23 protein-coding genes are annotated in these 21346 nt (G+C 76.0%); 8 read left to right on the top strand and 15 right to left on the bottom strand.

Translation table 11 applies throughout. The features are described 5' to 3' along the window. The first annotated feature begins 101 nt into the window (after nucleotides 1-101). On the top strand, nucleotides 102-680 hold the full coding sequence (locus MF672_RS17975) for a dihydrofolate reductase family protein (RefSeq protein ID WP_242382475.1): 579 nt from the start codon (nucleotides 102-104) through the stop codon (nucleotides 678-680). Between the two features lie 8 nt (nucleotides 681-688). Here MF672_RS17975 and MF672_RS17970 read toward each other — a convergent pair whose 3' ends face one another. Continuing rightward, nucleotides 689-1150, bottom strand: a complete 462-nt coding sequence (locus tag MF672_RS17970) for a MarR family winged helix-turn-helix transcriptional regulator (RefSeq protein ID WP_242382476.1) — start codon at nucleotides 1148-1150, stop codon at nucleotides 689-691. Nucleotides 1151-1243: 93 nt separating this feature from the next. On the opposite strand from MF672_RS17970, the gene MF672_RS17965 reads away from it, so the two are divergent. Both MF672_RS17965 and MF672_RS17960 read left to right on the top strand, forming a co-directional pair. Beyond that, entirely contained in the window at nucleotides 1244-1615 is a 372-nt protein-coding gene (locus tag MF672_RS17965; protein WP_242382477.1) for a VOC family protein, read from the top strand. A 69-nt stretch (nucleotides 1616-1684) separates the two neighbouring features. Beyond that, nucleotides 1685-2092 (top strand): PPOX class F420-dependent oxidoreductase, encoded by a 408-nt coding sequence (locus tag MF672_RS17960; RefSeq protein WP_242382478.1) that lies wholly within the window; start codon nucleotides 1685-1687, stop codon nucleotides 2090-2092. Nucleotides 2093-2108: 16 nt separating this feature from the next. Here the strand turns inward: MF672_RS17960 and MF672_RS17955 are convergent, their stop codons facing one another. The 3 genes from MF672_RS17955 to MF672_RS17945 all read right to left on the bottom strand — a co-directional run bounded on the left by MF672_RS17955 (nucleotide 2109) and on the right by MF672_RS17945 (nucleotide 4254). Then, complete coding sequence (locus tag MF672_RS17955) at nucleotides 2109-2855, bottom strand: class I SAM-dependent methyltransferase (RefSeq protein WP_242382479.1); 747 nt, start codon at nucleotides 2853-2855, stop codon at nucleotides 2109-2111. A gap of 99 nt (nucleotides 2856-2954) precedes the next feature. Beyond that, on the bottom strand, nucleotides 2955-3407 hold the full coding sequence (locus tag MF672_RS17950) for a MarR family winged helix-turn-helix transcriptional regulator (protein ID WP_242382480.1): 453 nt from the start codon (nucleotides 3405-3407) through the stop codon (nucleotides 2955-2957). Next, nucleotides 3394-4254 (bottom strand): MBL fold metallo-hydrolase, encoded by an 861-nt coding sequence (locus MF672_RS17945; RefSeq protein ID WP_242382481.1) that lies wholly within the window; start codon nucleotides 4252-4254, stop codon nucleotides 3394-3396. The genes MF672_RS17950 and MF672_RS17945 overlap by 14 nt, the downstream gene beginning before the upstream one ends. A gap of 108 nt (nucleotides 4255-4362) precedes the next feature. Between MF672_RS17945 and MF672_RS17940 the strand changes: the two genes are divergently transcribed. Beyond that, nucleotides 4363-7533 carry an AfsR/SARP family transcriptional regulator gene (locus tag MF672_RS17940; RefSeq protein ID WP_242382482.1) on the top strand — a complete coding sequence of 1057 codons (3171 nt, stop codon included), beginning with the start codon at nucleotides 4363-4365 and terminating at the stop codon, nucleotides 7531-7533. An 89-nt stretch (nucleotides 7534-7622) separates the two neighbouring features. On the opposite strand, the gene MF672_RS17935 is transcribed toward MF672_RS17940, so the two are convergent. The 7 genes from MF672_RS17935 to MF672_RS17910 form a co-directional block, all read right to left on the bottom strand. Beyond that, a complete protein-coding gene (locus MF672_RS17935; RefSeq protein ID WP_247815503.1) occupies nucleotides 7623-8915 on the bottom strand; it encodes an FtsX-like permease family protein in 1293 nt (430 codons plus the stop codon). Continuing rightward, nucleotides 8912-10207 (bottom strand): hypothetical protein, encoded by a 1296-nt coding sequence (locus tag MF672_RS17930; RefSeq protein ID WP_247815502.1) that lies wholly within the window; start codon nucleotides 10205-10207, stop codon nucleotides 8912-8914. Before MF672_RS17930 ends, MF672_RS17935 begins: the two co-directional genes overlap by 4 nt. 82 nt (nucleotides 10208-10289) lie before the next feature. After that, a complete protein-coding gene (locus MF672_RS51805; RefSeq protein ID WP_308210532.1) occupies nucleotides 10290-10574 on the bottom strand; it encodes an FtsX-like permease family protein in 285 nt (94 codons plus the stop codon). Nucleotides 10575-11494: 920 nt separating this feature from the next. Beyond that, entirely contained in the window at nucleotides 11495-13270 is a 1776-nt protein-coding gene (locus MF672_RS17925; protein WP_247815284.1) for an FtsX-like permease family protein, read from the bottom strand. A 101-nt stretch (nucleotides 13271-13371) separates the two neighbouring features. Then, nucleotides 13372-14334, bottom strand: coding sequence for a quinone oxidoreductase family protein (locus tag MF672_RS17920; protein ID WP_242382438.1), 963 nt, complete (start codon nucleotides 14332-14334; stop codon nucleotides 13372-13374). 44 nt (nucleotides 14335-14378) lie between these two features. Continuing rightward, entirely contained in the window at nucleotides 14379-15209 is an 831-nt protein-coding gene (locus MF672_RS17915; protein ID WP_242382437.1) for a helix-turn-helix transcriptional regulator, read from the bottom strand. A 40-nt stretch (nucleotides 15210-15249) separates the two neighbouring features. Beyond that, a complete protein-coding gene (locus MF672_RS17910) occupies nucleotides 15250-15993 on the bottom strand; it encodes a phosphatase PAP2 family protein (RefSeq protein ID WP_242382436.1) in 744 nt (247 codons plus the stop codon). A 220-nt stretch (nucleotides 15994-16213) separates the two neighbouring features. Here MF672_RS17910 and MF672_RS17905 point away from each other — a divergent pair, with 220 nt between their 5' ends. Then, the gene (locus tag MF672_RS17905; RefSeq protein ID WP_242382435.1) at nucleotides 16214-16378 is read left to right on the top strand and encodes a hypothetical protein; all 165 of its coding nucleotides are present in this window, start codon (nucleotides 16214-16216) and stop codon (nucleotides 16376-16378) included. A gap of 145 nt (nucleotides 16379-16523) precedes the next feature. Here MF672_RS17905 and MF672_RS17900 read toward each other — a convergent pair whose 3' ends face one another. After that, nucleotides 16524-17039: a nitroreductase family deazaflavin-dependent oxidoreductase gene (locus tag MF672_RS17900; RefSeq protein ID WP_242382434.1), complete on the bottom strand. Its 516-nt coding sequence runs from the start codon at nucleotides 17037-17039 to the stop codon at nucleotides 16524-16526. Continuing rightward, nucleotides 17036-17467, bottom strand: a complete 432-nt coding sequence (locus tag MF672_RS17895; RefSeq protein ID WP_242382433.1) for a hypothetical protein — start codon at nucleotides 17465-17467, stop codon at nucleotides 17036-17038. The genes MF672_RS17900 and MF672_RS17895 overlap by 4 nt, the downstream gene beginning before the upstream one ends. Before the next feature lie 109 nt (nucleotides 17468-17576). Between MF672_RS17895 and MF672_RS17890 the strand changes: the two genes are divergently transcribed. The 3 genes from MF672_RS17890 to MF672_RS17880 are packed head-to-tail and all read left to right on the top strand — an operon-like array spanning nucleotide 17577 to nucleotide 19677. Beyond that, a complete protein-coding gene (locus MF672_RS17890; protein ID WP_242382432.1) occupies nucleotides 17577-18209 on the top strand; it encodes a TetR/AcrR family transcriptional regulator in 633 nt (210 codons plus the stop codon). After that, entirely contained in the window at nucleotides 18206-18865 is a 660-nt protein-coding gene (locus MF672_RS17885; protein WP_242382431.1) for an alpha/beta fold hydrolase, read from the top strand. Before MF672_RS17890 ends, MF672_RS17885 begins: the two co-directional genes overlap by 4 nt. A gap of 26 nt (nucleotides 18866-18891) precedes the next feature. Further along, a complete protein-coding gene (locus MF672_RS17880; RefSeq protein ID WP_242382430.1) occupies nucleotides 18892-19677 on the top strand; it encodes an NAD(P)-binding domain-containing protein in 786 nt (261 codons plus the stop codon). 117 nt (nucleotides 19678-19794) lie between these two features. Here the strand turns inward: MF672_RS17880 and MF672_RS17875 are convergent, their stop codons facing one another. Then, on the bottom strand, nucleotides 19795-20370 hold the full coding sequence (locus MF672_RS17875; protein ID WP_242382429.1) for a hypothetical protein: 576 nt from the start codon (nucleotides 20368-20370) through the stop codon (nucleotides 19795-19797). An 89-nt stretch (nucleotides 20371-20459) separates the two neighbouring features. Beyond that, on the bottom strand, nucleotides 20460-21338 hold the full coding sequence (locus MF672_RS17870; RefSeq protein WP_242382428.1) for a serine protein kinase RIO: 879 nt from the start codon (nucleotides 21336-21338) through the stop codon (nucleotides 20460-20462). Between the last annotated feature and the right edge of the window lie 8 nt (nucleotides 21339-21346).

Below are 21346 nucleotides of genomic sequence, written 5' to 3'. Positions count from 1 at the left end.
GCCGCTCGGGTGACGATCGGTGCGCCCCCGCGCGATGAGTTCCGCCGTCGCCGCGGGTCCGATCCTGCGCACACCGGCCGACCGCGTACGAGGAGAACGGCATGACCGTCACCTACACCTTCGACGTCTTCTCCAGCCTCGACGGCTTCGGCGCCGCCGGCGGCGACTGGACCGGCTACTGGGGCAAGCAGGGCCCCGAGCTGCTGAGCCACCGCCTCGCCCAGTACGAGGAGGACCAGCGGATGGTGTTCGGCGCCGCCACGTACCGGGCGTTCGCCGGCCTGGTGGCCGCGAGCACGGAGGAGTCCGACGTGCGGGACCCGTGGGTCACCCGGATGCGGAACCTGCCGGCGACCGTGGTGTCCACCACCCTGCGCGGCCCTCTCGACTGGCCGGACGCGACCGTCGCGAGCGGCGACGCGGTGGACGTCGTCGCCCGGCTCAAGGAGGAGTCGAAGGTGCCGTTGCGCTCGCACGGCAGCCTGTCGATGAACCGGGCGCTGATGGCCGCCGGGCTGGTCGACCGCGTCCAGGTGACGATCTTCCCGGTGATCACCGGGCGGACCGGGCTGGACCCGGTCTTCCGGGGCGCGGCCGACTTCGATCTTGAGCTGATCGGCAGCAGGACGCTCGACGGGCGCGTCCAGGAGCTCGTCTACCGGCCCGCCCTGTACGCCTGACCGGGGGGTCAGGAGCCGAGGGCGGCGGCCATGCGGTCGAGGTCGGCCAGCAGGGCGTCCAGGCGGCGGGCGGGGATCGCCTCGATCATGCGGCGCTCGACCGCGTACACCGCGCCCCGCGCCGCCGCCAGCCGTTCCAGGCCCGCCGGCGTCAGGTGCACCGGCAGCGCCCGCCCGTGCTCGGCGACGGCCGGGCGGGTGACCAGGCCGGCCTCCTGCAGCCCGCGCAGCACCACCGCCGAGGACTGCCGGGTGACGAACGTGCCCCGCGCCAGCTCGGCCCCCGAGATGCCCGGCCGCTCGTCCAGCAGCTCCAGGCACGAGTACTGCGGCACCGTCAGGCCGTGCTCGCGCAGCACCTCGTCCAGCGCGCCGCGCAGCGCCGCCGCCGCCCGCTTCAGCCGGTAGCCCACGTGCTCGGTCACGTCGGCGGCCGCGTGCGGCGGGGCCGGCGCCTCCCTCTCGCTCATGTCAGTATTTTGACATACGGACGGGGTGCGGCGTACGGTGGTCTATGTCAAAGTCCTGACATCAGGACGCAACCGGCCACCCCAGGAGCAGCCATGACAACCGCCACCGTCACCGGACCGGACTTCGTCGCCCTCCAGGTGCGCGACCTCGACGCGGCCGCCGCGTTCTTCGAGGAGCACCTCGGCCTGACCCGCGCCCCCGTCTCGCCCCCGCACGCCGTCGTCTTCGCCACGCGGCCGATCCCGTTCGCCGTCCGCGAGCCCCTGCCGGGCACCGACCTCGACGCCGGCCGGCCCGGTCTCGGCGTCGCGCTCTGGCTGGCCGCCGACGACGCCCAGGCCCTGCACGACCGGCTCGCCGCCGCCGGCGTCCGCATCCTCGCCGCCCCGCAGGACGGCCCCTTCGGCCGCACGTTCACCTTCACCGGCCCCGAGGGGTACGCCCTCACCGTGCACGGCGGCTGACGCCCGCCTCCGCGCGGGGGAGTGTCCGCCGACGCCCAGTGCGCCCGCGGGGGCCGTACGCTGGTGATCATGACTGTGCCTCTCAGCGACGCCGTCCGGCGGCTCCTCGACGCGCCCAACATCGGCATCCTCGCCACGATCAACCCCGACGGCGCCCCGCAGACCTCGGCCGTCTGGATGGGCACCGACGGCGACGACGTGGTCATCTCCTCGCAGGCCGGCCGGCGCAAGATCCGCAACCTGGAACGGGACCCGCGCGTCAGCCTGTGCGTTTTCGACCGCGCGGACCCGGACAGGTACGTCGAGGTCAGAGGCGTGGCCACGGTCACCGAGGACGAGGGCCGGCGGCTGGTGGTGCGCCTGGCGGAGCGGTACGACGGCGAAGGAGCCGGCGAGGAGTACCTCCGGCTGCCCCCGGAGGCGGTCCGCGTCACGATCCGCATCACGCCGCACCGGGTGCTGGGCAACGTGACCTGACCGCGCCCGGCCGTCCTCAGGCCACGAGCAGCCGCAGGCCGAGGTCGGCGGCGTCGAGGGAGAGCAGGTCGCGGTTGCGCTCGGCCCACCGGCCCGAGGCGAGGTCGTCACGCAGGTCGCGCACCGCGCGCCGCTCGACGTCCGGCCCGAGCCGCGCCCACACCGACACGCCGCGGCGCACCCGCTCGTCCAGGTACACCTCCGGCCGGCGCCAGTGCGCCTCGAAGAAGCCGTCCGCGCAGTCCCACGGCACGGGCACCGGCTCGGCGCGGGCCCCGATCGCGTCCGCCAGGACGGCAAGCTGTGGCCAGCCGGACAGGAGGCCGGCGACCTCCGGCAGGTAGTCGCGCGTCAGCCAGAACCGCTCCCGCCACCATTCCGCGCCGCCGTCGAAGGTGAACACCACGACGCGCCGGGCCACCCGCCGCATCTCGCGCAGCCCCGCGACCGGGTCCGGCCAGTGGTGGACGGTGCTGACGGCCATCGCGGCGTCGAAGCTGCCGTCCTCGAACGGCAGGCTTTCGGCGGAGGCGGCCACGCACCGCGCCGCGCACTCGGGGCGCTGCGCCCGCATGAGCGCCGACGGCTCCACCGCGGTGACGTCGCGGTCCGGCGGCTCGTAGGAGCCGGTGCCCGCCCCGACGTTCAGCACCGTGCGGGCGCCGCCGAGCGCGGCCCAGATCCGCGCGGCGATCCGCGGCTCGGTGCGCCGCGTCACGGTGTACGTGGCGCCGATCGTGTCGTACAGCCGGCCGGCGGACATGGCTTGCTGCCTCCCTGGCTCGGGGCCGATCCCGTGATGATCGCCGCTGCCCGCCCCCAGGTCAAGATCGTCGCCCGCCGCCGTCCCGGCGGCCGCCGCTCAGGCGGGCCCGGTGCGGCGGGCGAGGGCCTGGCCCGACGGCAGGTCCCGGACGAAGGCCCGCAGCGCGGCCATGGCCGGCTCGAGGTCGGCGGCGGAGGCGTCGATGGCGGCGTAGAGGTCGTTCTCGATCGCGGCGATCCGGCGGGCGAGGTCCTGGCCCTGCGGGGTGAGGGTGAGCTCGATGTGGCGGCGGTCGTGCTCGGGGACGTCGCGGCGGACGAGCCCGGCCTGCACCAGCCGCTCGACCAGGCGGCTCGGGCTGTTGCCGCTCTCGCACACCAGCAGGTCGCCGAGGCCGGACAGCGTGAGCGGCTGGCGGTCCTGGAGCAGGCGCAGCACCTCGGCCTGGGAGGAGGTGACGCCGAGCGGCTTGAGGGCCTGGCCGAGCAGCCGGTTGCCCTCGCGCTGGGCGGCCAGCACCAGGTAGCGGAACTCCTCAGCGGGCCGCATGCGCGACACCCCCGGCGGCGGCGAGGGCGGCGGCGGCTCCCGGGTCGTGGGCGGCGAGCACCGTCACGCCGGGGTTGCGCCGGCGGAACTCGTTGACCAGCTCGGTGCTGGCGCGCAGCCCCTCCTTCTCGCCGACCCCGGCGAGCCGTCCCTCCCGCAGCAGGCGGTCGTCGTAGGTGAGGTCGCCGACCATGAGCAGCGGGTCGCGGCCGGGCCGCCGGACCAGCAGGGACATCGACCCGGGGGTGTGGCCCGGGGTCGGGACCAGCACCAGGGAGCCGTCCCCGAACAGGTCGTGGCCCTCGGTGAAGGGGGCGATGCCGGGCACGGGCCGGAAGGCGGGGTGGCGGGGGCGCAGCCCGGGCAGCTCGATGTGGTCGCGCAGCAGCCCGCGCAGCTCGGGGCGGGGCTCGCGCAGCGTGGCCCACTCCTGCGCGCTGACCATGATCTCGGCGTGGGTCAGCTCGCGCAGCCCGCCGACGTGGTCCTGGTGCAGGTGGGAGACGATCGCGATCCGGACCTCGGCGATGTCGTGGCCCTGGGCGGCCAGGCGGGCGGTGAGGGTCTGGTCGGCGGCGATCTCGAAGCGGGCCAGGCGCCGGTAGAACAGCCCGGCCGGCCCGCCGGGGAAGTAGCGCGGGTCGGTGACCGACCTGCGGTCCTGGCCGGTGTCGAACAGGACCAGCCCGTTGTCGTGCTCGATCACGTACACGTTGATGGGGCGGGGCGCCGTCCACCGGCGCGAGGTCATCACCCACCAGTGCAGCGGCTTGCGGGAGCGCAGGACGTGCTCGGGGTGGATGGAGACGGCGCCGGTGCTGACGACGGAGACGTTCTTGACGGTCATGGGAATTACATTACACGACATATATGTCGTGTCAACTATTGGAGGGCGGAAGGGGGCCCCGGGCGACCGATTCGCCGGTTGACGTCAACGTTCGGCACAATTGCCTCCGTGCACGTGGGATTGCTCGGGCCGTTCGAGGTCCGCAACCAGGACGGGACCGCGGTCGAGGTTCCGGGAGCCCGGCTGCGCGGCCTGCTGGCCGCGCTCGCCCTCGAACCCGGCCGGATCGTCACCCGCGGCCGGCTCGCCGCGTGGATCTGGGGTGAGCGGCCGCCCGCGGACGAGGTGAACGCCCTGCAGGCGCTGGTGTCCAGGCTGCGCAGAGTGCTTCCCGACGGGGTGATCGAGGCGGAGTCCGGCGGCTACCGGCTGGCGCTCGCCCCCGAGGCCGTAGACGTGGCCAGGTTCGAGCGGCTGGTCGGCCGGGCCCGCGCCGCCACCGAGCCGGAGCCGCGCGCCGAGCTGCTGCGCCAGGCCCTCGCCCTGTGGCGCGGCCCGGCCATGGCCGACATCGCCCTGCAGGACAGCGAGGCGTTCGACGCCGCCGCCGCCCGGCTGGAGGAGCTGCACGTCGCCGCGCTCGGCGACCGGGTCGACGCCGACATCCGGCTCGGCCGCGGCTCGGAGCTGGTGTCCGAGCTGACCGAGCTGGTCGCCACGTACCCGCTGCGTGAAGGCTTCGTCGCGGCCCTGATGCGGGCGCTCGCCGAGGCGGGACGCGGCAACGAGGCGCTGACGGTGTACCAGCGCACCCGCGAGCGGCTCGCCGACGAGCTGGGCGCCGACCCCTCGGCCGAGCTGTCCGCGCTGCACACCGCGCTGCTCCGCGGCGAGCTGGGCGAACGCCCGGAGAACCGCAGGACGAACCTGCGCGCCGAGCTGACCAGCTTCGTCGGCAAGGACGCCGACCTCCCCGCGATCGCCGACCTGGCCCTCAGGCACCGCCTGGTCACCCTGACGGGCGCGGGCGGCTCCGGCAAGACGCGGACGGCCACCGAGACCGCGCGCACCATGCTCGCCGAGCTGCCCGACGGCGCGTGGCTGGTCGAGCTGGCCGCCGTCCGGCCGGGCGGCGACCTCGCGCAGGCCGCGCTCACCGCGATCGGCCTGCGCGAGCAGGGGGTGCTCGGCGGCGCGCGCGCCGGGGAGCCCATGGACCGGCTGGTCGCCGCCGTACGGGACCGCGCCATGCTGCTCATCCTGGACAACTGCGAGCACCTGATCGAGGAGGCCGCGGCCTTCGCCGACCGGCTGCTCGGCGAGTGCCGCAGGCTGCGCATCCTGGCCACCAGCAGGGAGCCGCTCGGCATCACCGGCGAGATGTTGTGGCAGGTCGAGCCGCTCGCGCTGCCCGCGCAGGGCGCCGACCCCGCCGCGGCCGGGTCCTCGCCCGCGGTGCGGCTGCTGCGCGACCGCGCGGAGCTGGTGCGCAAGGACATCGGCGCCGACCCCGAGACGCTGGCCGCCATGGCCCGGGTCTGCCGGGCGCTCGACGGCATGCCGCTGGCGATCGAGCTGGCCGCGGCGCGGCTGCGCAGCATGCCCGTCGACCAGCTCGCCCGCCGCCTCGACGACCGCTTCCGCCTGCTGACCAGCGGCAGCCGCACGGCGCTGCCCCGGCACAAGACGCTGCGCGCGGTCGTGGACTGGAGCTGGGACCTGCTGACCGAGGCCGAGCGCGTCGTGCTGCGGCGGTTGTCGGTGTTCGCGGGCGGGGCGAGCCTGGAGGCGGCCGAACGGGTGTGCGGCGGCGAGACGTTCACCGCCGGGCGCGACGCGCTCGACGAGCCGGTGTTCGACGTGCTGGCCGCGCTGATCGACAAGTCGCTGGTGCTCGCCGACGGCGAGGGCGCCCCCCGCTACCGCATGCTCAACATCATCAGGGAGTACGCGGCGCACCGCCTCGACGAGGCGGGGGAGAGCGAGCAGGCGCGCCGCGCGCACCTCGCGTACTTCACCGAGCTGGCCGAGGCCGCCGAGCCGCACCTGCTGCGCGCCGAGCAGCTGGAGTGGATGGCGCGGCTGGCGGCCGAGCACGACAACGTCGGCGCCGCGCTGCGCGGGGCCATCGCCGAGGGCTGGGCGCACGAGGCGATGCGCATGGTCGCGGCCCTCGGCCTGTACTGGTACGTGGGCGGCCACCGGGCCGAGGGCACCGAGCTGAGCGTCGCGGCGGCCTCGCTGCCCGGCGAGGCGTCCGACGAGGTGCGCGCGATGGCGTACCTCATGGTGACGCTGTTCGAGACCTCCGGGGTCAGCGGCGACCAGTTCCAGGCGCGCAAGTGGATCCAGGAGGCGCACCTGTACGCCGAGCGCAGCGGCTCCCGCCGCCCGCTGCTCGGGTTCGTGTCGCTGCTGCTGCGGACGCTGGAGGGCCCGCAGGCGTTCCTGCCCGCGTTCGAGCCGCTCATCGCCGGCGCCGACCCGTGGGTGCGCGCCCAGGCCAGGCTCACGCGCGGCCGGCTGCGGCTCACGCTCAGCGGCGACGCGACCGACGTCGACGCCGACGCCGAGCTGGCCCTCGCCGAGTTCCGGGAGCTGGGCGAGCGCATGGGGCTCTCCCTGACGCTGACCTTCCTCGCCGAACGGCTCGCCGTCCGCGGCGAGTTCGCCCGCGCCTGCGAGCACTACGAGGAGGCGGTCGTGGCGACGAGCGAGCTGGGCGCGAGCGAGGACGTCGTCGGCATGCGGGCCCGGCAGGCCGCGCTGTACTGGCTGCTCGGCGAGGAGGAGGCGAGCGCCGCCGCCATGGCGGACGCCGACCGGCGCGCGAGCCGCACCGCCTGGCCGGACGCGCTCGCCGAGCTGGCGCTCGCCAAGGCGCAGCTGGCCCGCTGGCGCGGCGAGCCGGGCCAGGCGTACGAGCACCTGGCCGCGGCCCGCGAGGCGCTGAGCGCGGCCGGGGCGGTCGAGTCCATCCGCCCGCACGTCCTGGACGTGTCCGGCTACCTCGCCGAGGATCTCGAGCAGGCCCGCGCGTACCGGGCGGAGATGTTCCAGGTGGCCACGGCCGGCGAGCACGTGCACCCGCCGACCGTCGCCTCGATGCTGGTCGGCCTCGCCGACCTCGCGCTGCGCCGGGGCCAGGACGAGCTGGCCGCGCGGCTGCTCGCGGCCGGCGAGAGCGTGCGCGGCACACCCGACCGCTCGCAGCCGGACATCGCCAGGATCGCCGGGAAGGCGGCCGAACGCCTCAGCGAGGCCGCCTTCGCCGAGGCGACCCAGGCCGGGCGGCGGCAGGACTGGCGCGAACTGGCCGAGACCGCGCTCGCGTCCTGAGCCCGGCGTCTCCCGTTCCGCGCCCCCGTCCTGAGAGCCCCTGTCCTGAGAGCCCCTGTCCTGAGCCCCCGTCCTGAGCCCCCGCCCCGTCAGGTGGGGTCGCCCACGCGCAGCACCGCCCCCAGGTTGCGGCGGCGCGCGAGCGCGGTGTGCACGCGCGCGCCGAGCACCGCGCACCCGGCCAGCCCCGCCGCCAGCGCCAGCGGCGTGAGCAGATCGGGGGAGTAGTCGCGCACGGCCAGGCCGCCCGCGTACGACGACAGGTCCACACCGGGCCCCAGCGCGACCGGCAGCACGAGCCCCAGGACGAGCCCGGCCGGCGCGGTCACCACGACCAGGGGCAGCAGCTCCAGGACGGTGAGCCGCGCCGCCTGCCGTTCCTGGAGCCCCAGCGTCCGCAGGAGCGAGACCGCCCTGGCCCGCTCCGGCGCGCCGACGACCAGCGACAGGACGATCGCCGCCAGCGCGTACGCCCCCAGCGCCACCGTCACCACCAGCAGCGTCCAGCGGACCGTCCCGGTGAGCGGGTCGGCCCGCAGCGCGGCGAGCGCCTGCTCCTGCGTCTCGACGGTGGCCGAGGGCACCAGCCGGGCCAGCTCGGCGGGGGAGACGTCGCCCTTGATCAGCAGCGTGTTCGCCGCCGGCCAGGGCAGCACCTCACGCGGCACCAGCAGGAACTGCCCGTCCTGGTAGAAGCCAGGGATGGAGCCGATCACGCCCCGCGCGCCGAGCCGCACCGGCGACAACCACCGCAGCTCGAAGGCGTCCAGCCCGGCCAGCGAGGGGGACAGCAGGGCCGACCCGGCCGGGATCGGCGCGGGCAGGGCGAGGGGGCCGTCCTCGGCGACCCGCCGCCACTCGGCGAGGTCCACCGCGACCGCGTACGGCTGCTCGCCGCCGGGCCCGAGCTGCACCCGGCCGCGCAGCGCGAGCGTCACCCGCTCCACCCCGGGAGCCGCCCGCACCCGCGCCACCGTGGCGGCCGGGAGATCGGTGTCGGACGTCACCTTGACCGGCGCGCCCACCTGCTGCCAGGACGCCAGCCGCTGCGTGGCGGCGATGCCGTCCGCGATCACCGCCGCGAACACCGACACGCTCAGCGCGGGCAGCAGCACCAGCACCGGCAGCGCGCTGACCGAGCGGGCCCTGGCCGCCCGCGCCAGCCCCAGGAACGGCACGGCGGCCCGCCCGCGCCCCGCCACCCGCACCAGCAGCCGCAGCGGGTACGGGTAGCACCGCAGGACCACCAGCGCGACCGCGAGCGTCAGCGCGACCGGGATGAGCAGCAGGAACGGGTCCTGCCCCGACGCCGTCAGGCCCCGCGCCCGCAACAGGTACGCCCCCGCCGCCGCGACCACGACGACCAGCGCCTCCAGCGTCACCCGCCGCGCGGACGGCCGGGCGGCGGCCAGCGTCGCGCCGCTGCGCAGCGGCGCGCCCGGTGCCGGCCGGCCGCCCGCACGGCGGCGAAGCCCACGGCGGTGCCGAGCACGACCGCCGGCCCGAGGTGCGCGACCGGCGGCACGGGCCCCGGCACCAGGAACGACAGCCCGTACCCGGCCAGCGCCGCCGGCCCGACCGCGAGCCCGGTCAGCGCCGCCTGCGCCCCGGCGACCTGCCGCAGCGACCCGCCGCGCGCCCGCGCCAGCGCCAGCGCCGGCTCCATCCGGTCGCCGAGCAGCCGCACGCCGAGCGCGATCACGCCGAGCGCGACCGCGAGCAGCCCGCCGAGCACCAGGTACATGACGGTCCGCGCGGCCGACTGCGCGGCCAGGAAGCCGGCGAGGAGCTGCGGCAGCCCGGTGACCAGGCGGAAGTTCATGGTGGAGGTGCCCTGGACCGCGAGCTGCCGGCCGAACTCGGCGGCCGCCGCGTGCAGTTCGGCCGCGCCGGCCGCGTCCGCCGCCCGCCCGTCGACCGGCAGGACCCAGCGGTAGGTGAGCGTGCGGGCCCTGCTGCCGAGCGCGGAGAGCCCCGCGTCGGACAGCAGGGCCGTGGTGTGCAGCTCCTCCGGCGCGTCCTCCGGCACGATCCGGGTGACGTGCAGGACGTCGAGGTCGTGGCTCCAGACGCGGTCGCCGGGGCGCACGGCGGTGAACACGCCGACGATCCGCACGGCGACGAGGTCGTTCGCGCCGACCAGCTCGGTCTGGCCGATCCGCAGGCCCATCGTCCGCGCCGCCTCGTCCACGACGCCCACCTCGACCAGCGGGATCGTCCGGTCCAGGTAGGGCATGACGGACGTGCCGCCCGGCTCGCGGCCCCGCACCCAGCGCACCCGCCGGCCGGCGTCGGACAGCCAGCCGAGGTTGATGTACCGGCCGGCGGGGCCGGTCCCGCCGAAGACGGGGGTGCGGACGGTCTTCGCGCTGATGTGACCGCCGGACCTCGTGAGAGGCCGCAGCGCGGCCGGCAGCAGGCCGCGCCACCGGGCGTCCAGGGCCTCGAACGGGGCCCGTTCGTGCAGGTCGCCGTCGGTGGTGGCGGGCTCGCCGACGACGGTCAGGTCGGTCCGCACGGCGGGGGCGGCGCTCAGCGACCGGCGCAGGGTGTCGTCGAACGCGCCCTGCACCGTGCGGGGGAGCCCCGCGAGGAGCAGGCAGGCGACCGCCGTCAGCACCGCGAGCAGCGCCGACGTGCCCGCGTGCGCCCGGGCCAGCGCCGTGATCCTCACCGGTCGTCCACCGCCCGCCCGCGCCGCAGGCGGCGCGCCAGCCCGGCGACGATCGCCAGCAGCGCCGCCGCCACGAGGCCGGTCAGCGCGGCCGCGGCCGCCCACGGACGCGCGGCAGCACGTCCGGCGTGACCGCCGACGCCTGCCCGGTGAGCACGATGCGCGGGATCACCAGGTGCCCGACCAGCACGGCGAGCCCGGCGCCGGCCACGGGCGACAGCCCGATGACGAACGCCTGCTCCACCGCCAGCAGCCCGAGCACCTGCCGCGGCCCGGCGCCGAGCGCCCGCAGCACCGCGAACTCGGCGCCGCGCTCGCGCACCACGACCACGGCGTTCACCAGGAACCCGAGCACCGCGAACCCCATCGCCGCGGCGAACCCCAGGACCAGCGCCCCCTGCAGGCCGCCGGCCAGCGGGTCGTCGCGCAGGGCCGCCGCCAGCCCGGCCCGGTCGACCACGCTCACCTCCCACTGCGGGTTGCGGCGCAGCAGCTCCCGTGCGGGTCCGGTGCCGGCGGCGGCGAGCCACCACTCGGTGGCGGGCCGGGGCGGCCGGGCCGCGGCCAGCTCGTACGCCTGCAGCGTCTCCCAGTCGGCGAGCACGGCCTGCTGCCCGGCGGCGGCCGTCGGCATGCTCGCCACGATGCCGGCCACCTGGATCCGGGTGATCCGGCCGGACAGCGTGACCCGCCCGGTCTGCCCGGCACGCAGCTTGAGCGAGGCGGCCAGGCCCGAGGTGAGCACGACGGGCAGCGGCCCGGGCTCGCGCGGCGCGGCGGCCACCGTGCCGGCCACCGTGACGGGCACCGCTCCGACCACCGTGACGGCGGCGCCGGCGAGCGGCACGTCGCGGCCGTCCGCGCGCAGCCCGGTGAGCCGCAGCCGGGTCGGCTCATCGGCGATCAGGCCGCGCACCGACAGCGGGTAGGTGATCTGCCCGGAGCGCCCGGCCAGCTCCCGCAGGTCCAGGTCGACGCGGTTGACGCCCGGACGCAGCTCGCCGAGCAGCACGTCCTGCCACGCGCCGAGCGCGTCCGACAGGACCAGCCGGGCCGGTCCGGCGGCGCCCGCCTCGGCGGTCACGGCGAGCGTGCGCGGCCGTCCCGGCAGCTCCAGCCGGCCCGCCCGCTCGCCCGGCAGGGCGCGGGCGAGCTGGGCGACGCTCTGGTCCGACAGGTCGGGACGCAGGTGGAACAGCTCGCCGAGGCGGGCCGCGTCCAGGCCGAGCAGCAGCGCGCTCGCGCCACTGACCTCGCTCTGCCCCCGGAAGGCGGGGGAGAAGGCGGTCACGCCCGGCAGCGCGGTGAACGCCGTGCCGCGCCCGAGCGGCCCCAGCTCGGCCCCCTCCACCGGCCCCGACAGCCGCAGGTCGGCCCCCGCCTGGTGACGGGCCTGGTCGAGCTGCGAGCCCTGCCAGGTGGCGGTGGTGACCAGGGACAGGACGCCGATCGCGACCGCCATGGTGAGCAGCAGCGCCGGGCCCGCGTACCGGAGCGGGCGCCTGCTGACCTGCCAGGCGCCGAGCGCGGGGGCCAGCGCGGGCCGCCGCGCCGCCAGCCGGGCGACCGGCCGCGACACCCGCGGCACCAGCCGCAGCCCGAGCAGGCCGCCCGCGAGCAGGGCCAGCGCCGGGCCGGAGACGATGAGCGGGTCGATGCCGAGCCCGCCGCCGGCGGTCGCCGTGACCGGCCCGCCGTAGCGGAGGAGCTGCCAGACCGCCAGCCCGGCCACCGCCAGCAGCGCGAGGTCCGCGCCGCGCCCGCGGCCAGGCCGCGCAGGCCGCGCCCGCGCGCCGTCTGCTCCTCCACGTACGTGCGCCGCGCCCCGGCCAGCGCCGGCAGCGCCAGCAGCCCGGCCGCGGCCAGTGCCACCGCGGACGACACCAGGAACATCCCCAGACCGGGCGCCTGCCCCGCCCCCGCCGTCCTGATCCACGGCAGCGCGCCGACCAGCGACAGCAGCGGCGGCCCGAGGAACGGCGCGGCCACCGCGCACGGCACCGCCACCAGCAGCGCCTCACCGGCCGCGAGCGCCGCGAGGCGGCCGGTGCCCGCGCCGCGCGAGCGCAGCAGCGCCACCTCCATGCGGCGGTGCTCGGCCAGCAGCCGGGCGGTCAGCGTCAGCGCGTACGCGGCCAGCACCAGCAGCTGCAGCACCGGGATCAGCATCATGGAGCGGGCCACCAGGGACGCGGTGGCGAGCTGCGTCAGCAGGCCGGGCAGCCGGCTGGCGGCCAGGCAGTCGGCGCAGCCCGCCGCCGCCAGCCGCGCGCCGGTCCCGCCGATCGCGGCGGCGAGCGACGGCAGCCGGTCGGGGGTCAGCGTGCCGAGCGCGGGCTCGGCGGTCCAGACGGCCCGCACGCCGGTGGCGAACCGGGCCAGGAAGGTCTCCCGGGGGACCATCAGCGGCCCGTACGTGGTGAACGCACCGCGCTCGACGCCCCGGGCGAGCAGCGGCTCGTTCGCCCAGCGTTCGCTGACCGGGTCCGCCAGCCGGAAGACGCCGACGACGCGCACCGTGACCGGGCGGCCGTCCAGCCGCCCCTTCGTGACGAACGAGCGGCCCGCCGCGAACCCGGTGGCCTCGGCCGCCGGGAGCGGGACCGCCGCCTCGACCACCGTGCCGCCCGCTGTGCCGCCCGCCGTGCCGCCCGCCCGGGGCCACCGGCCGGACACCAGCCGGGCGTGCCGGTCGAGCCCGTCGTGGCTGCCGAACCTCAGCAGCTCGGGCTCGTCCTCGCCGTCCTGGCCGGGCATGACGTAGGAGTCGGAGCGCAGGCTCGTGGTGACGACCGGGGGAGCGGGGTAGACCCGGGCGAGGTCGGCGCGGACGGCCCGGTCGTCCACCGGGAAGGTCCCGGCGGTGACCGGCGCGCTGACCGTGGCGGCCGTCTGCCGGAGGGGCGCGCTCTCCAGCGCCCTGCGGACGCCGGCCTCGGCGGTCGAGGTGGCGTACCCGGCCAGCGCCACCAGGGTCGTGGTCGCCAGCAGGATCGAGCCGAACGCGGCCAGCAGGAGCAGCGGCTCGCCGAGCGCCCTCCTGACGACCAGCGGCGTGCGCATCCCCCGGCCCCCTTCCCCGCTTGCTCCCTAGACCTTCGGGGCAGGGCGGGACGGGAGGCAAGGGCGATCGGCAACTGTTGCACCCATGTGATGTGCGGTGTTCAGGCCGCCCCGACCGCGAGCACCAGCTTGCCGGTGGTGGCGCCCGACTCGATGCGCCGGTGCGCCTGCGCCGCCTGCTCCAGCCGCAGCGTCTCGGTGCGCACCCGCAGGTCCCCGCGCCCGGCGGCGGCCACCGCGCGGCGCAGCGCCAGGCCCGCCTGCGCGGGGAAGGCGGCGGCGAAGGCGGCCAGGTTGAACCCGGAGACCGTCTTGTTGGTGAACCACAGCTCGTTGGCCGGCAGCGCGACGTCGGCCGCGCCGGAGGCGTTGCCCATCACCACCATCCGGCCCATCGGCGCGAGCAGGTCCAGGCTTGCCCGCCGGGCCGGGCCGCCGACCATGTCCACCACGATGTCGAAGGTGCCCGCCCCGGCCACCTGCTCGCGCAGCACGACCTCGTCGTAGCCGAACGACCTGGCCGCCTCGATCTTGGCGGGGCTGCCGACGGCGCCCACGACGCGGCCCGCCCCGAGCAGGCGGGCGCCCTGGCCGAGCTGGCTGCCCACGCCGCCGGCGGCGGCGTGCACCAGCACGCTCTCGCCCGGCTCGATGCGGGCCACCCGGTCCAGCACGAGGAACGCGGTGGTGCTGTTGGACGGCAGCGCCGCCGCCACGTCCAGGCCGAGCCCGGTGCCGTCCAGCGGCGCCACCAGCTCGGCGGCCGTGGTGACGACCTCGGCGTAGCCGCCGCTGTCGACGATGGTCAGCGCGGCGACGGGCTGGCCGGGGCGCAGCCCCTCGACGCCGGGGCCGACCGCCAGGACGCGGCCGGACACCTCGATGCCGGGCACGAACGGCAGCGGCACGTCCACGACGCCCTGCCGGTAGAGGATCTCGGCGAAGTTGGCGCCGGCGTGGGACACCGCGATCGAGACCTGGCCGGGGCCGGGCTCGGGGGTCTCGACCTCGTCGAGGCGGAGGACGTCGGCGTCGCCGAAGGCGGGGATGGTGATCGCTCTCATGCCGTCCATCGTGGCGGGACGGCCCGGGGACAGGCAGTGTCAGCTCATCCTGGGTGTGCCACCACCAGGCTCTCCACCTTCTCCTTCGTGCCGGTGCCGGGGTGCGGGGTGTGCAGCACGATGTTGAGGTCGGCGCGGTCGGGCAGCCGGAACAGCGAGTACTCGAAGACGAGGTCGCCCGCCACGGGGTGGGTGATCGCCTTGGTGCCCTGCGAGCGGGAGCGGACCTCGGCCCGCCCCCACAGCTCGGCGAACTCGGGGCTGGCCGCGCGCAGCTCGGCCGCGATGCGCCCGAAGGCCGGGTCGCCGGGATGGCGGGCGGCGGCGGCGCGGAAGTCGGCCACCATGTCGGGGGCGAACTCGTGCCACGAGGTGAACCGGCCACGGTACACCGGGTGCGTGAAGAAGGCCACCATGCAGTTGCTCACGTCCTCGTCGAAGCCGAACACCGCCCGCGCGGCGTCGTTCATCGCCACCAGGTCGTAGTGCCGGTCCAGGACGTGCGCGGGGTTCGGCATCCAGCCGTCGAGCACGTGGCGGAGCTGGTCGCCGACCGGCGCGCCCGGCAGGCCGGCGGGCTCCGGCGGGTTGAGCCCGGCCAGCACGTACAGGTGGGACAGCTCCGCGTCGTCCAGCAGAAGCGCGCGGCCGACCGCGTCGAGCACGGCGTCGGAGACCTTGATGTCGCGCCCCTGCTCCAGCCACGTGTACCAGGACACGCCGACGCCGGCGAGCACGGCCACCTCCTCCCGGCGCAGGCCGGGGGTGCGGCGGCGGCCCGCGTCGGGCAGGCCGACGTCGGCCGGGCGCAGCGCCTCCCGTCGGGCGCGCAGGAACTCTCGCAACTGGTCACGGCGGGTCTCGTGGATCGGCACGGAACCACCCTAGACACCGCCGGCGGGTGGTCGGACGGCGTCACCCCGCTCGGGGGCGGCGCCGCCCGGCGAGGCGGCCCCACGCCGTGGCGGCGGCGATCGCGGCGGCCAGCAGCACGAGGCTGCCGGCGATGTCGAGGACGTAGTGGTTGCCCGTGGCGAGCACGACCGCCACCATGCCGAGCGGGAACAGCCACGGCAGCCACGCCAGCCGCGGGTGCGAGCCGCGCAGCGCGCACCAGGCGGCGAACGCGCACCACAGCGACCAGCCCACGTGCATGCTGGGCATCGCCGAGTACACGCTCGCGCCGGCCGTCTGCCCGGTGTGGGCGCCGAACGGGTCGTGCCCGGCGAGGATGTCGACGACCCCCGGCAGGGCGAACCTCGGGGGCGACATGGGCACCGCCCAGTAGACGGGCAGCACGAGCAGCAGCATCGCGACGAGCGTCCGGCGCACGGTGAGGTAGACCTCGGCGTGCCGGACGTACACCCACACCAGCACGCCGAGGATCACGACGTAGTAGAGCCGGTAGTACAGGACCGCCGGCATGATGAGGGCCGGGTGCTCGGTGAGCCACCGGTTCACGCCGAGCGCGATGTCGAGGTGCAGCGTCCGCTCCACCGACTGCAGGGTCAGCGCGTTGGCCGTGGCGACCGCGGCGTCCGTCCCCACGCGGGCGTGCACCCAGCTGAAGATCAGCAGCACGATCAGCAGGAGCGCGATCTCGGCGAGCGTGCCCCGTCCCCAGCGGGTTCTGGTGCCGGCGACCGGCGAGTGGTCCATGCCATGAAGATCGCTCCCGGCCGCCGAACATTACGCCCGCCCCGCCGAAGTCGCTGATGCGAAGAGGGTCACCCGCCTGGGCCCTCGCGACCTGGTCCGGCCCGCCAGGACAGCCGGGACGGAACGGGATGGAACAGGCTGGAACGCCAACGCCAACATCGCCGGGGCCGGGGGCGACCGAGCGAGCTCCATCACCAACCAGGACGTCGTCGCCTGGGTCGTGTACCAGCACGACACCTACCGCGGCCGCTCGTACTGCATCCTGCCGGGCCAGAGCTTCGTGGACCTGCACGAGCCGCAGTGGCAGTTCGGTGACACGATCTCGTCGGTGCGCCGCCGCCCGGACGCGACGTGCCACGACAACCCGATGTTCATGTCGCCCTGACCTGACCTGACAGTGCGGCCGGGCCGAGGTGAGGGGCCACCTCGGCGACCCGGTCACCACCCGGATCACCAGCAGCCCCAGGGCGCCGGCCGTGCCCGCGCCTGGCCGCCGCGGGGGCGGCCGGCGGCAGGGGCGGACGGCACGATCAGGCTCCGGCCGGATGCTCGGGGACGCGGAGGTGGATGCGGAAGACGGGGTGGCGGGGCGCGATGCGCCGGAACTCCGCCGGCGGGGCCGCGGGCCCCAGCCCGAGGTGCGGCCGCGCGCCGGGGGCGGCGGCGAGGTAGCGGCGCAGGATCTCGGCGCGGCCCTCGGGCGGCACCTCCTCCAGCAGCACCGGGGTGTCGCGGCCCCGGCGGCGCAGCACGGCCGCGCCGCCGGCGGCCCGGACGTTGCGCACCCAGTTCGCCTCCGGCCCGAGCATCGACACCAGGTACTCGGCGCCGCGCCAGGACGCCACGGCGACCGGGACCGGCGTGACCTCGCCGCTGCCGCGTCCCGTCACCCGCAGCACCGCGCCGTTGCGCGGGGACAGCCGCCCGGCGCCGTACAGCAGGGCGTCGAGCCGGTTCACCAGCCGCATGAGCGCGCCCGGCCGCCCGCCCCGGTACGTCGCGCGCTTCAGCGCCGCGAGGGTGCGGGCGAGGGGGCGGCGCGTCACGCCGTCCTGGCCCGCAGCACGACGGCGGCCAGGCCGGGCACGCAGGGGAGGACCAGCAGCCAGCCCAGCAGTGGCGCGAGCCCGACGTCGCCCGAGGTGTCGCGGACGGTCAGCGCGGCCACCGCGACGCCGATCGCGATCACCAGCAGCGCGCCCGCCGCCCAGGTGGCCCAGCGCTTGCCGGCGCGCACCGCCAGGATCGCGCCGAGCCAGCCGAGCAGCCCCAGCGCCCCGACGACGGCCAGGATCGCCAGGTACGCGCCCACGGCGGCGTCGATCGCGGCGCCGTCGTAGGCCGGGTAGCCCGCCCTGACGTGGTCGGCCAGGACGGTGGTCGTGGCGCGGTCGACGAACGGGAAGATCGCGGCGAACGCCGTGAGCCCCGCTCCCGCGTACATGAGCGCCAGGGGGATCCGATCGCGTGGCATGAGCCCTCCGCAAGTCAAAGGGAGTCACTGTCTTGTGAGAGTGACTGCCACTATGAGCTTAGGGGATAGCGGCTGTCAAGTGAGAGTCACTGTCTGATAGGCTGCCGGCATGAGCGGGCTTCGCGAACGCCGGCGGCTGAAGGCCATGCGCGACATCCAGGAACGCGCCCTCGACCTGTTCGACGAGCGCGGCTTCGCGGCGGTCACGATCGAGGAGATCGCGGCCGCGGCCGAGGTGTCGCCGTCCTCGGTGTACCGCTATTTCGGCACCAAGGAGGGCATCGTCGTCGCCGACGAGTTCGACGTGATGAGCCCGGAAGCGCTCAGGGAGCACCTGGACCCCGGCGACCCCATCGGCAGCCTGCTCCGCGCCGTCCGCGCCTACGAGAGCGCGCCGGAGGGCGGCCGCGCGAAGGGCCCCTGGCGCCGGGTCCGCTACTTCTTCGCCGAGCCGTCCGTCCGCGAGGCCGTCTGCGCCACGCTCGACCGCGCGGGCGGGCGCGTCACCCCGCTCGTCGCGGAGGCCGCCGCGGTCACGCCGACGCAGGCCCGCGTGATCGCCAACGCCCTCGTCTTCGGCTACTTCGCCGCGCTGGAGCAGTGGTACCTCGACGGCGGCGACCGCCCCATCGCCGACTACGTCGAGGAGGGCATGCGCCCGCTGCGCCGCGTCCTGCCGCCCCCGGGCGGCGCGCCCGCCGCCGATGAGTTCTCGCCGCCCGGCCGGTCAGCACCGTCATGACGACCTTCGCTCTCATCCACGGCGGCGGCGGCAGCGCCTACGACTGGCACCTGCTCGAAGCGGAGCTGCGCGGCCGCGGGCACGACACCGTCGCCGTTGACCTGCCCGTGCACGACCCGGACGCCACGCTCTGGGACTACGCGGACGCCGTGGCCCGGGCGGTCGGCGAGCGCCGCCGGCCCGTCGTGGTGGCCCACTCCTGGGGTGGCTTCGTGGGCCCGCTCGTCTGCGCGCGCCTCGACGCCGCCGCGCTCGTGCTGGTCACCGCCATGATCCCGAGCCCGGGCGAGAGCCCCGACGACTGGTGGGAACGCAGCGGCCGGCCCCCGTCCGGCATCGACGACGACAACGAGCTCTACTGGCACGACGTCCCGCGCGAGCTGGCCGAGCGGGTGGCGGCCCACGACCGGGCGCTCGCGGCGGGCATGAGCATGGAGCGGGCGGGCCGCGAGCCGTGGCCGCTGGCCGCCTGGCCCGACGTGCCGACGACGTACCTGCTCTGCCGCGACGACCGTCTCTTCCCGCCCGCCTTCGTGCGCCGCCACGCCGAGGAGCGGCTCGGGCTCGTCCCTGAGGAGATGCCCGGCGGCCACATGGTGATGTTGTCGCGGCCGGCCGACCTCGCCGGCCGCCTGGCCCGGATCGCCGCGTCATGATCAGGTGACCGAGGAGGAAGTGCTGTATGGAGAGCGTCGGCGTCATCGGAGTGGGCGAGATCGGGCGGGCCATCGTGGAGGGCCTGTGCGAGGGGGGCGACGGGCGGGCGCCGGAGGTGTTCCTGTCGCCGCGCGGCGCCGCGACGGCCGCCGGGCTGGCCGAGCGGCACGGCAACGTCCGCGTGTGCGCCGGCAACCAGGAGGTGGTGGACCGCGCCGGGCTGGTGATCGTCGCCGTGCGCCCCGCGCAGCGGCACGAGGCGCTGTCCGGCCTGCGCGTGCCCCCGGACAGGATCGTGGTCAACGTGATGGCCGGCGTCGGCACCGCCGAGCTGCGCGGCCTCCTCGCCACCGAGGCGGCCCTGGTGCGGGCCATCCCCCTGCCGCCCGTCCGCGAACGCGCCTCCGTCACGGTGACGTGCCCGCCGCACCCGGCCGTGGACGCCTTCTTCGGCCGTCTCGGCGGCGCCCTCCCGGTCGAGGACGAGGCCATCTTCGACGTCTTCTCCGCGCTGACGGCGACGCTCACCACCCACTACCGCTACCTCGTCACGCTCAGCGAGTGGGCCGCCGGTCACGGCGTGCCCGCCGCCCAGGCCGAGCGTTACGTCCGCGGCCTGTTCCACGACGTCGGGCGCTCCCTGGCCGACGGGACCCGCAGCCTGCACCGGCTCGCCGCCGACCACGAGACCCCGAACGGCAGCAACGAGCGCATCCGCACCACCTGGTTCGGCCCAGCCAACGCCGCGGCCCTCACCAAGGCCCTCGACGACCTGCTCGCCGACCTCGGCCGTCCCGGGCCTTCCCGCTGACCTGCTCGCTCACGATCCGCTGACGCCGCCCGCCGCCCGCTGCTGCCGCGCTGCGCCCGGGAGCACACCCGCCGCAGCCCCGCCGGCTCGCGGCTGGAGTCGCAGGTGTCGCTCCGCCTAGAACCACATCTCCTCCAGTCTGTCCCAATGAACATGGACGCGATCTGTCCCGTACCGGTCGAGGAGCGCGGCGGCGAAGGCGCGGTCGCGTGGAGCGACACCCACCCCGACCTTGTTGATCTCCTGTTCGACACCGACCCCCACGACAAGAGGGCCGGCCCTCATGCGGCGCCAGAACTCCTCCTCGGAGGCGCATTCCCCGGAATCCCAGAGCGCCTGCCAGCGGGCGGCCTCATCGTCGCTGATGGTCTCCTGCAGACGTCGCAGCTCGCGCAAGGGGTGACGTTGCGCGATCACCCTGAGGTGTTCAGGGTGGGCGAGCAAGCGGCGGACCTGCGCGGCCACCGCAGCGACGTCACCAACGACACCCAGACACATCGTCATGCCCTCCGGCGTGGCGGTGTTGTCCCACCAGAGGCCGCCGAGGAGGTCGGGGTGATCATCGCCCCAGCGTGACAGCCGGGTCATGTCCGGTCCCAGCTCCAACTGCCGCCGCATGAAGGGGTGTTGCCGCAGAACGGGGTCCAGATACTCCTGGTCCTCCCGCGCGGGCGGCGCTTCATCATCATTCATCCCTTTTCCCTCCCGGCGTCCATCGACGATGAGACAGGAACGGTCCTGTTCCCGGCGAGCCCGGCGGCCTCACCGTGTCCTGTGGATCTTCACCGGCCGGCCTCGCGCCGCAGCAGCGCCGCGAGCGCGTCCGGGTCGGCCGCGGCGACGCCCCTGGCCGCGAACCAGGTCGCCACGTTGCGGGCGTCGCGCTCCAGGAACGCCGGCCCGGCCGGGTGCGCGATCACGTCCACGATCTGCGGCAGGTCGATGATCACCAGCCGGCCCTCGTGCACCAGCAGGTTGTACGGCGACAGGTCGCCGTGCGCCAGCCCCTGCCCGGCCAGCGTCACCATGGCCTCGACGAGCTGCTCCCACAGGTCGCCGAGCCCGTCGGACACCTGCGCCAGCCGCGGCGCGGCGTACCCGTCGGGCGTGCCGACGAACTCCTGCAGGATCTCCGTCCCGAGGATCTGCACCGGGTACGGCACCGGCACCCCGAGCTCCCACAACCGGCACAACGCCCCGAACTCCGCCACCGCCCACTGCGCCGCGATCATCTGCCTGCCGAACGCGGTGCGGTGGGCCATGGCCCGGTTCGTCCGGCTCTTGCGGGTCGCGCGGCCCTCCAGGTAGCCGGAGTCGCGGTGGAAGAGCCGGTGGTCGGCTGAGCGGTACCGCTTGGCCGCCAGCAGGCAGACCCGGCCGGTGCCGGGCACGCCCCGGGAGATCAGGTGGACGTCGGCCTCCTTGCCGGTCTTGAGCAGGCCGTGCTCGGTGTCGACGGCGGCCAGCTCGGTGACCAGCCAGTCCGGGTACGGGCGCGGCCCCTTCTCAGTGGGGGTGCTCTGGTCCCAGGTGGACCAGCGGTCGCCCTCGGGAGGGCCGTCGTCGGACGGCTCCGGCTCGGGGGCGCTCTCCAGCCAGGCGAGGTCGTCTTCGTCGAGGGCGTACTTGCCGCGGCGGCGGTGTTGCGAGTGCTTCGGCACGGTGGGAT

Origin of the sequence: Actinomadura luzonensis (assembly GCF_022664455.2) — a bacterium.
Taxonomy (GTDB): Bacteria; Actinomycetota; Actinomycetes; order Streptosporangiales; family Streptosporangiaceae; genus Nonomuraea; species Nonomuraea luzonensis.
This window is presented reverse-complemented; position numbering and strand designations above follow the sequence as displayed.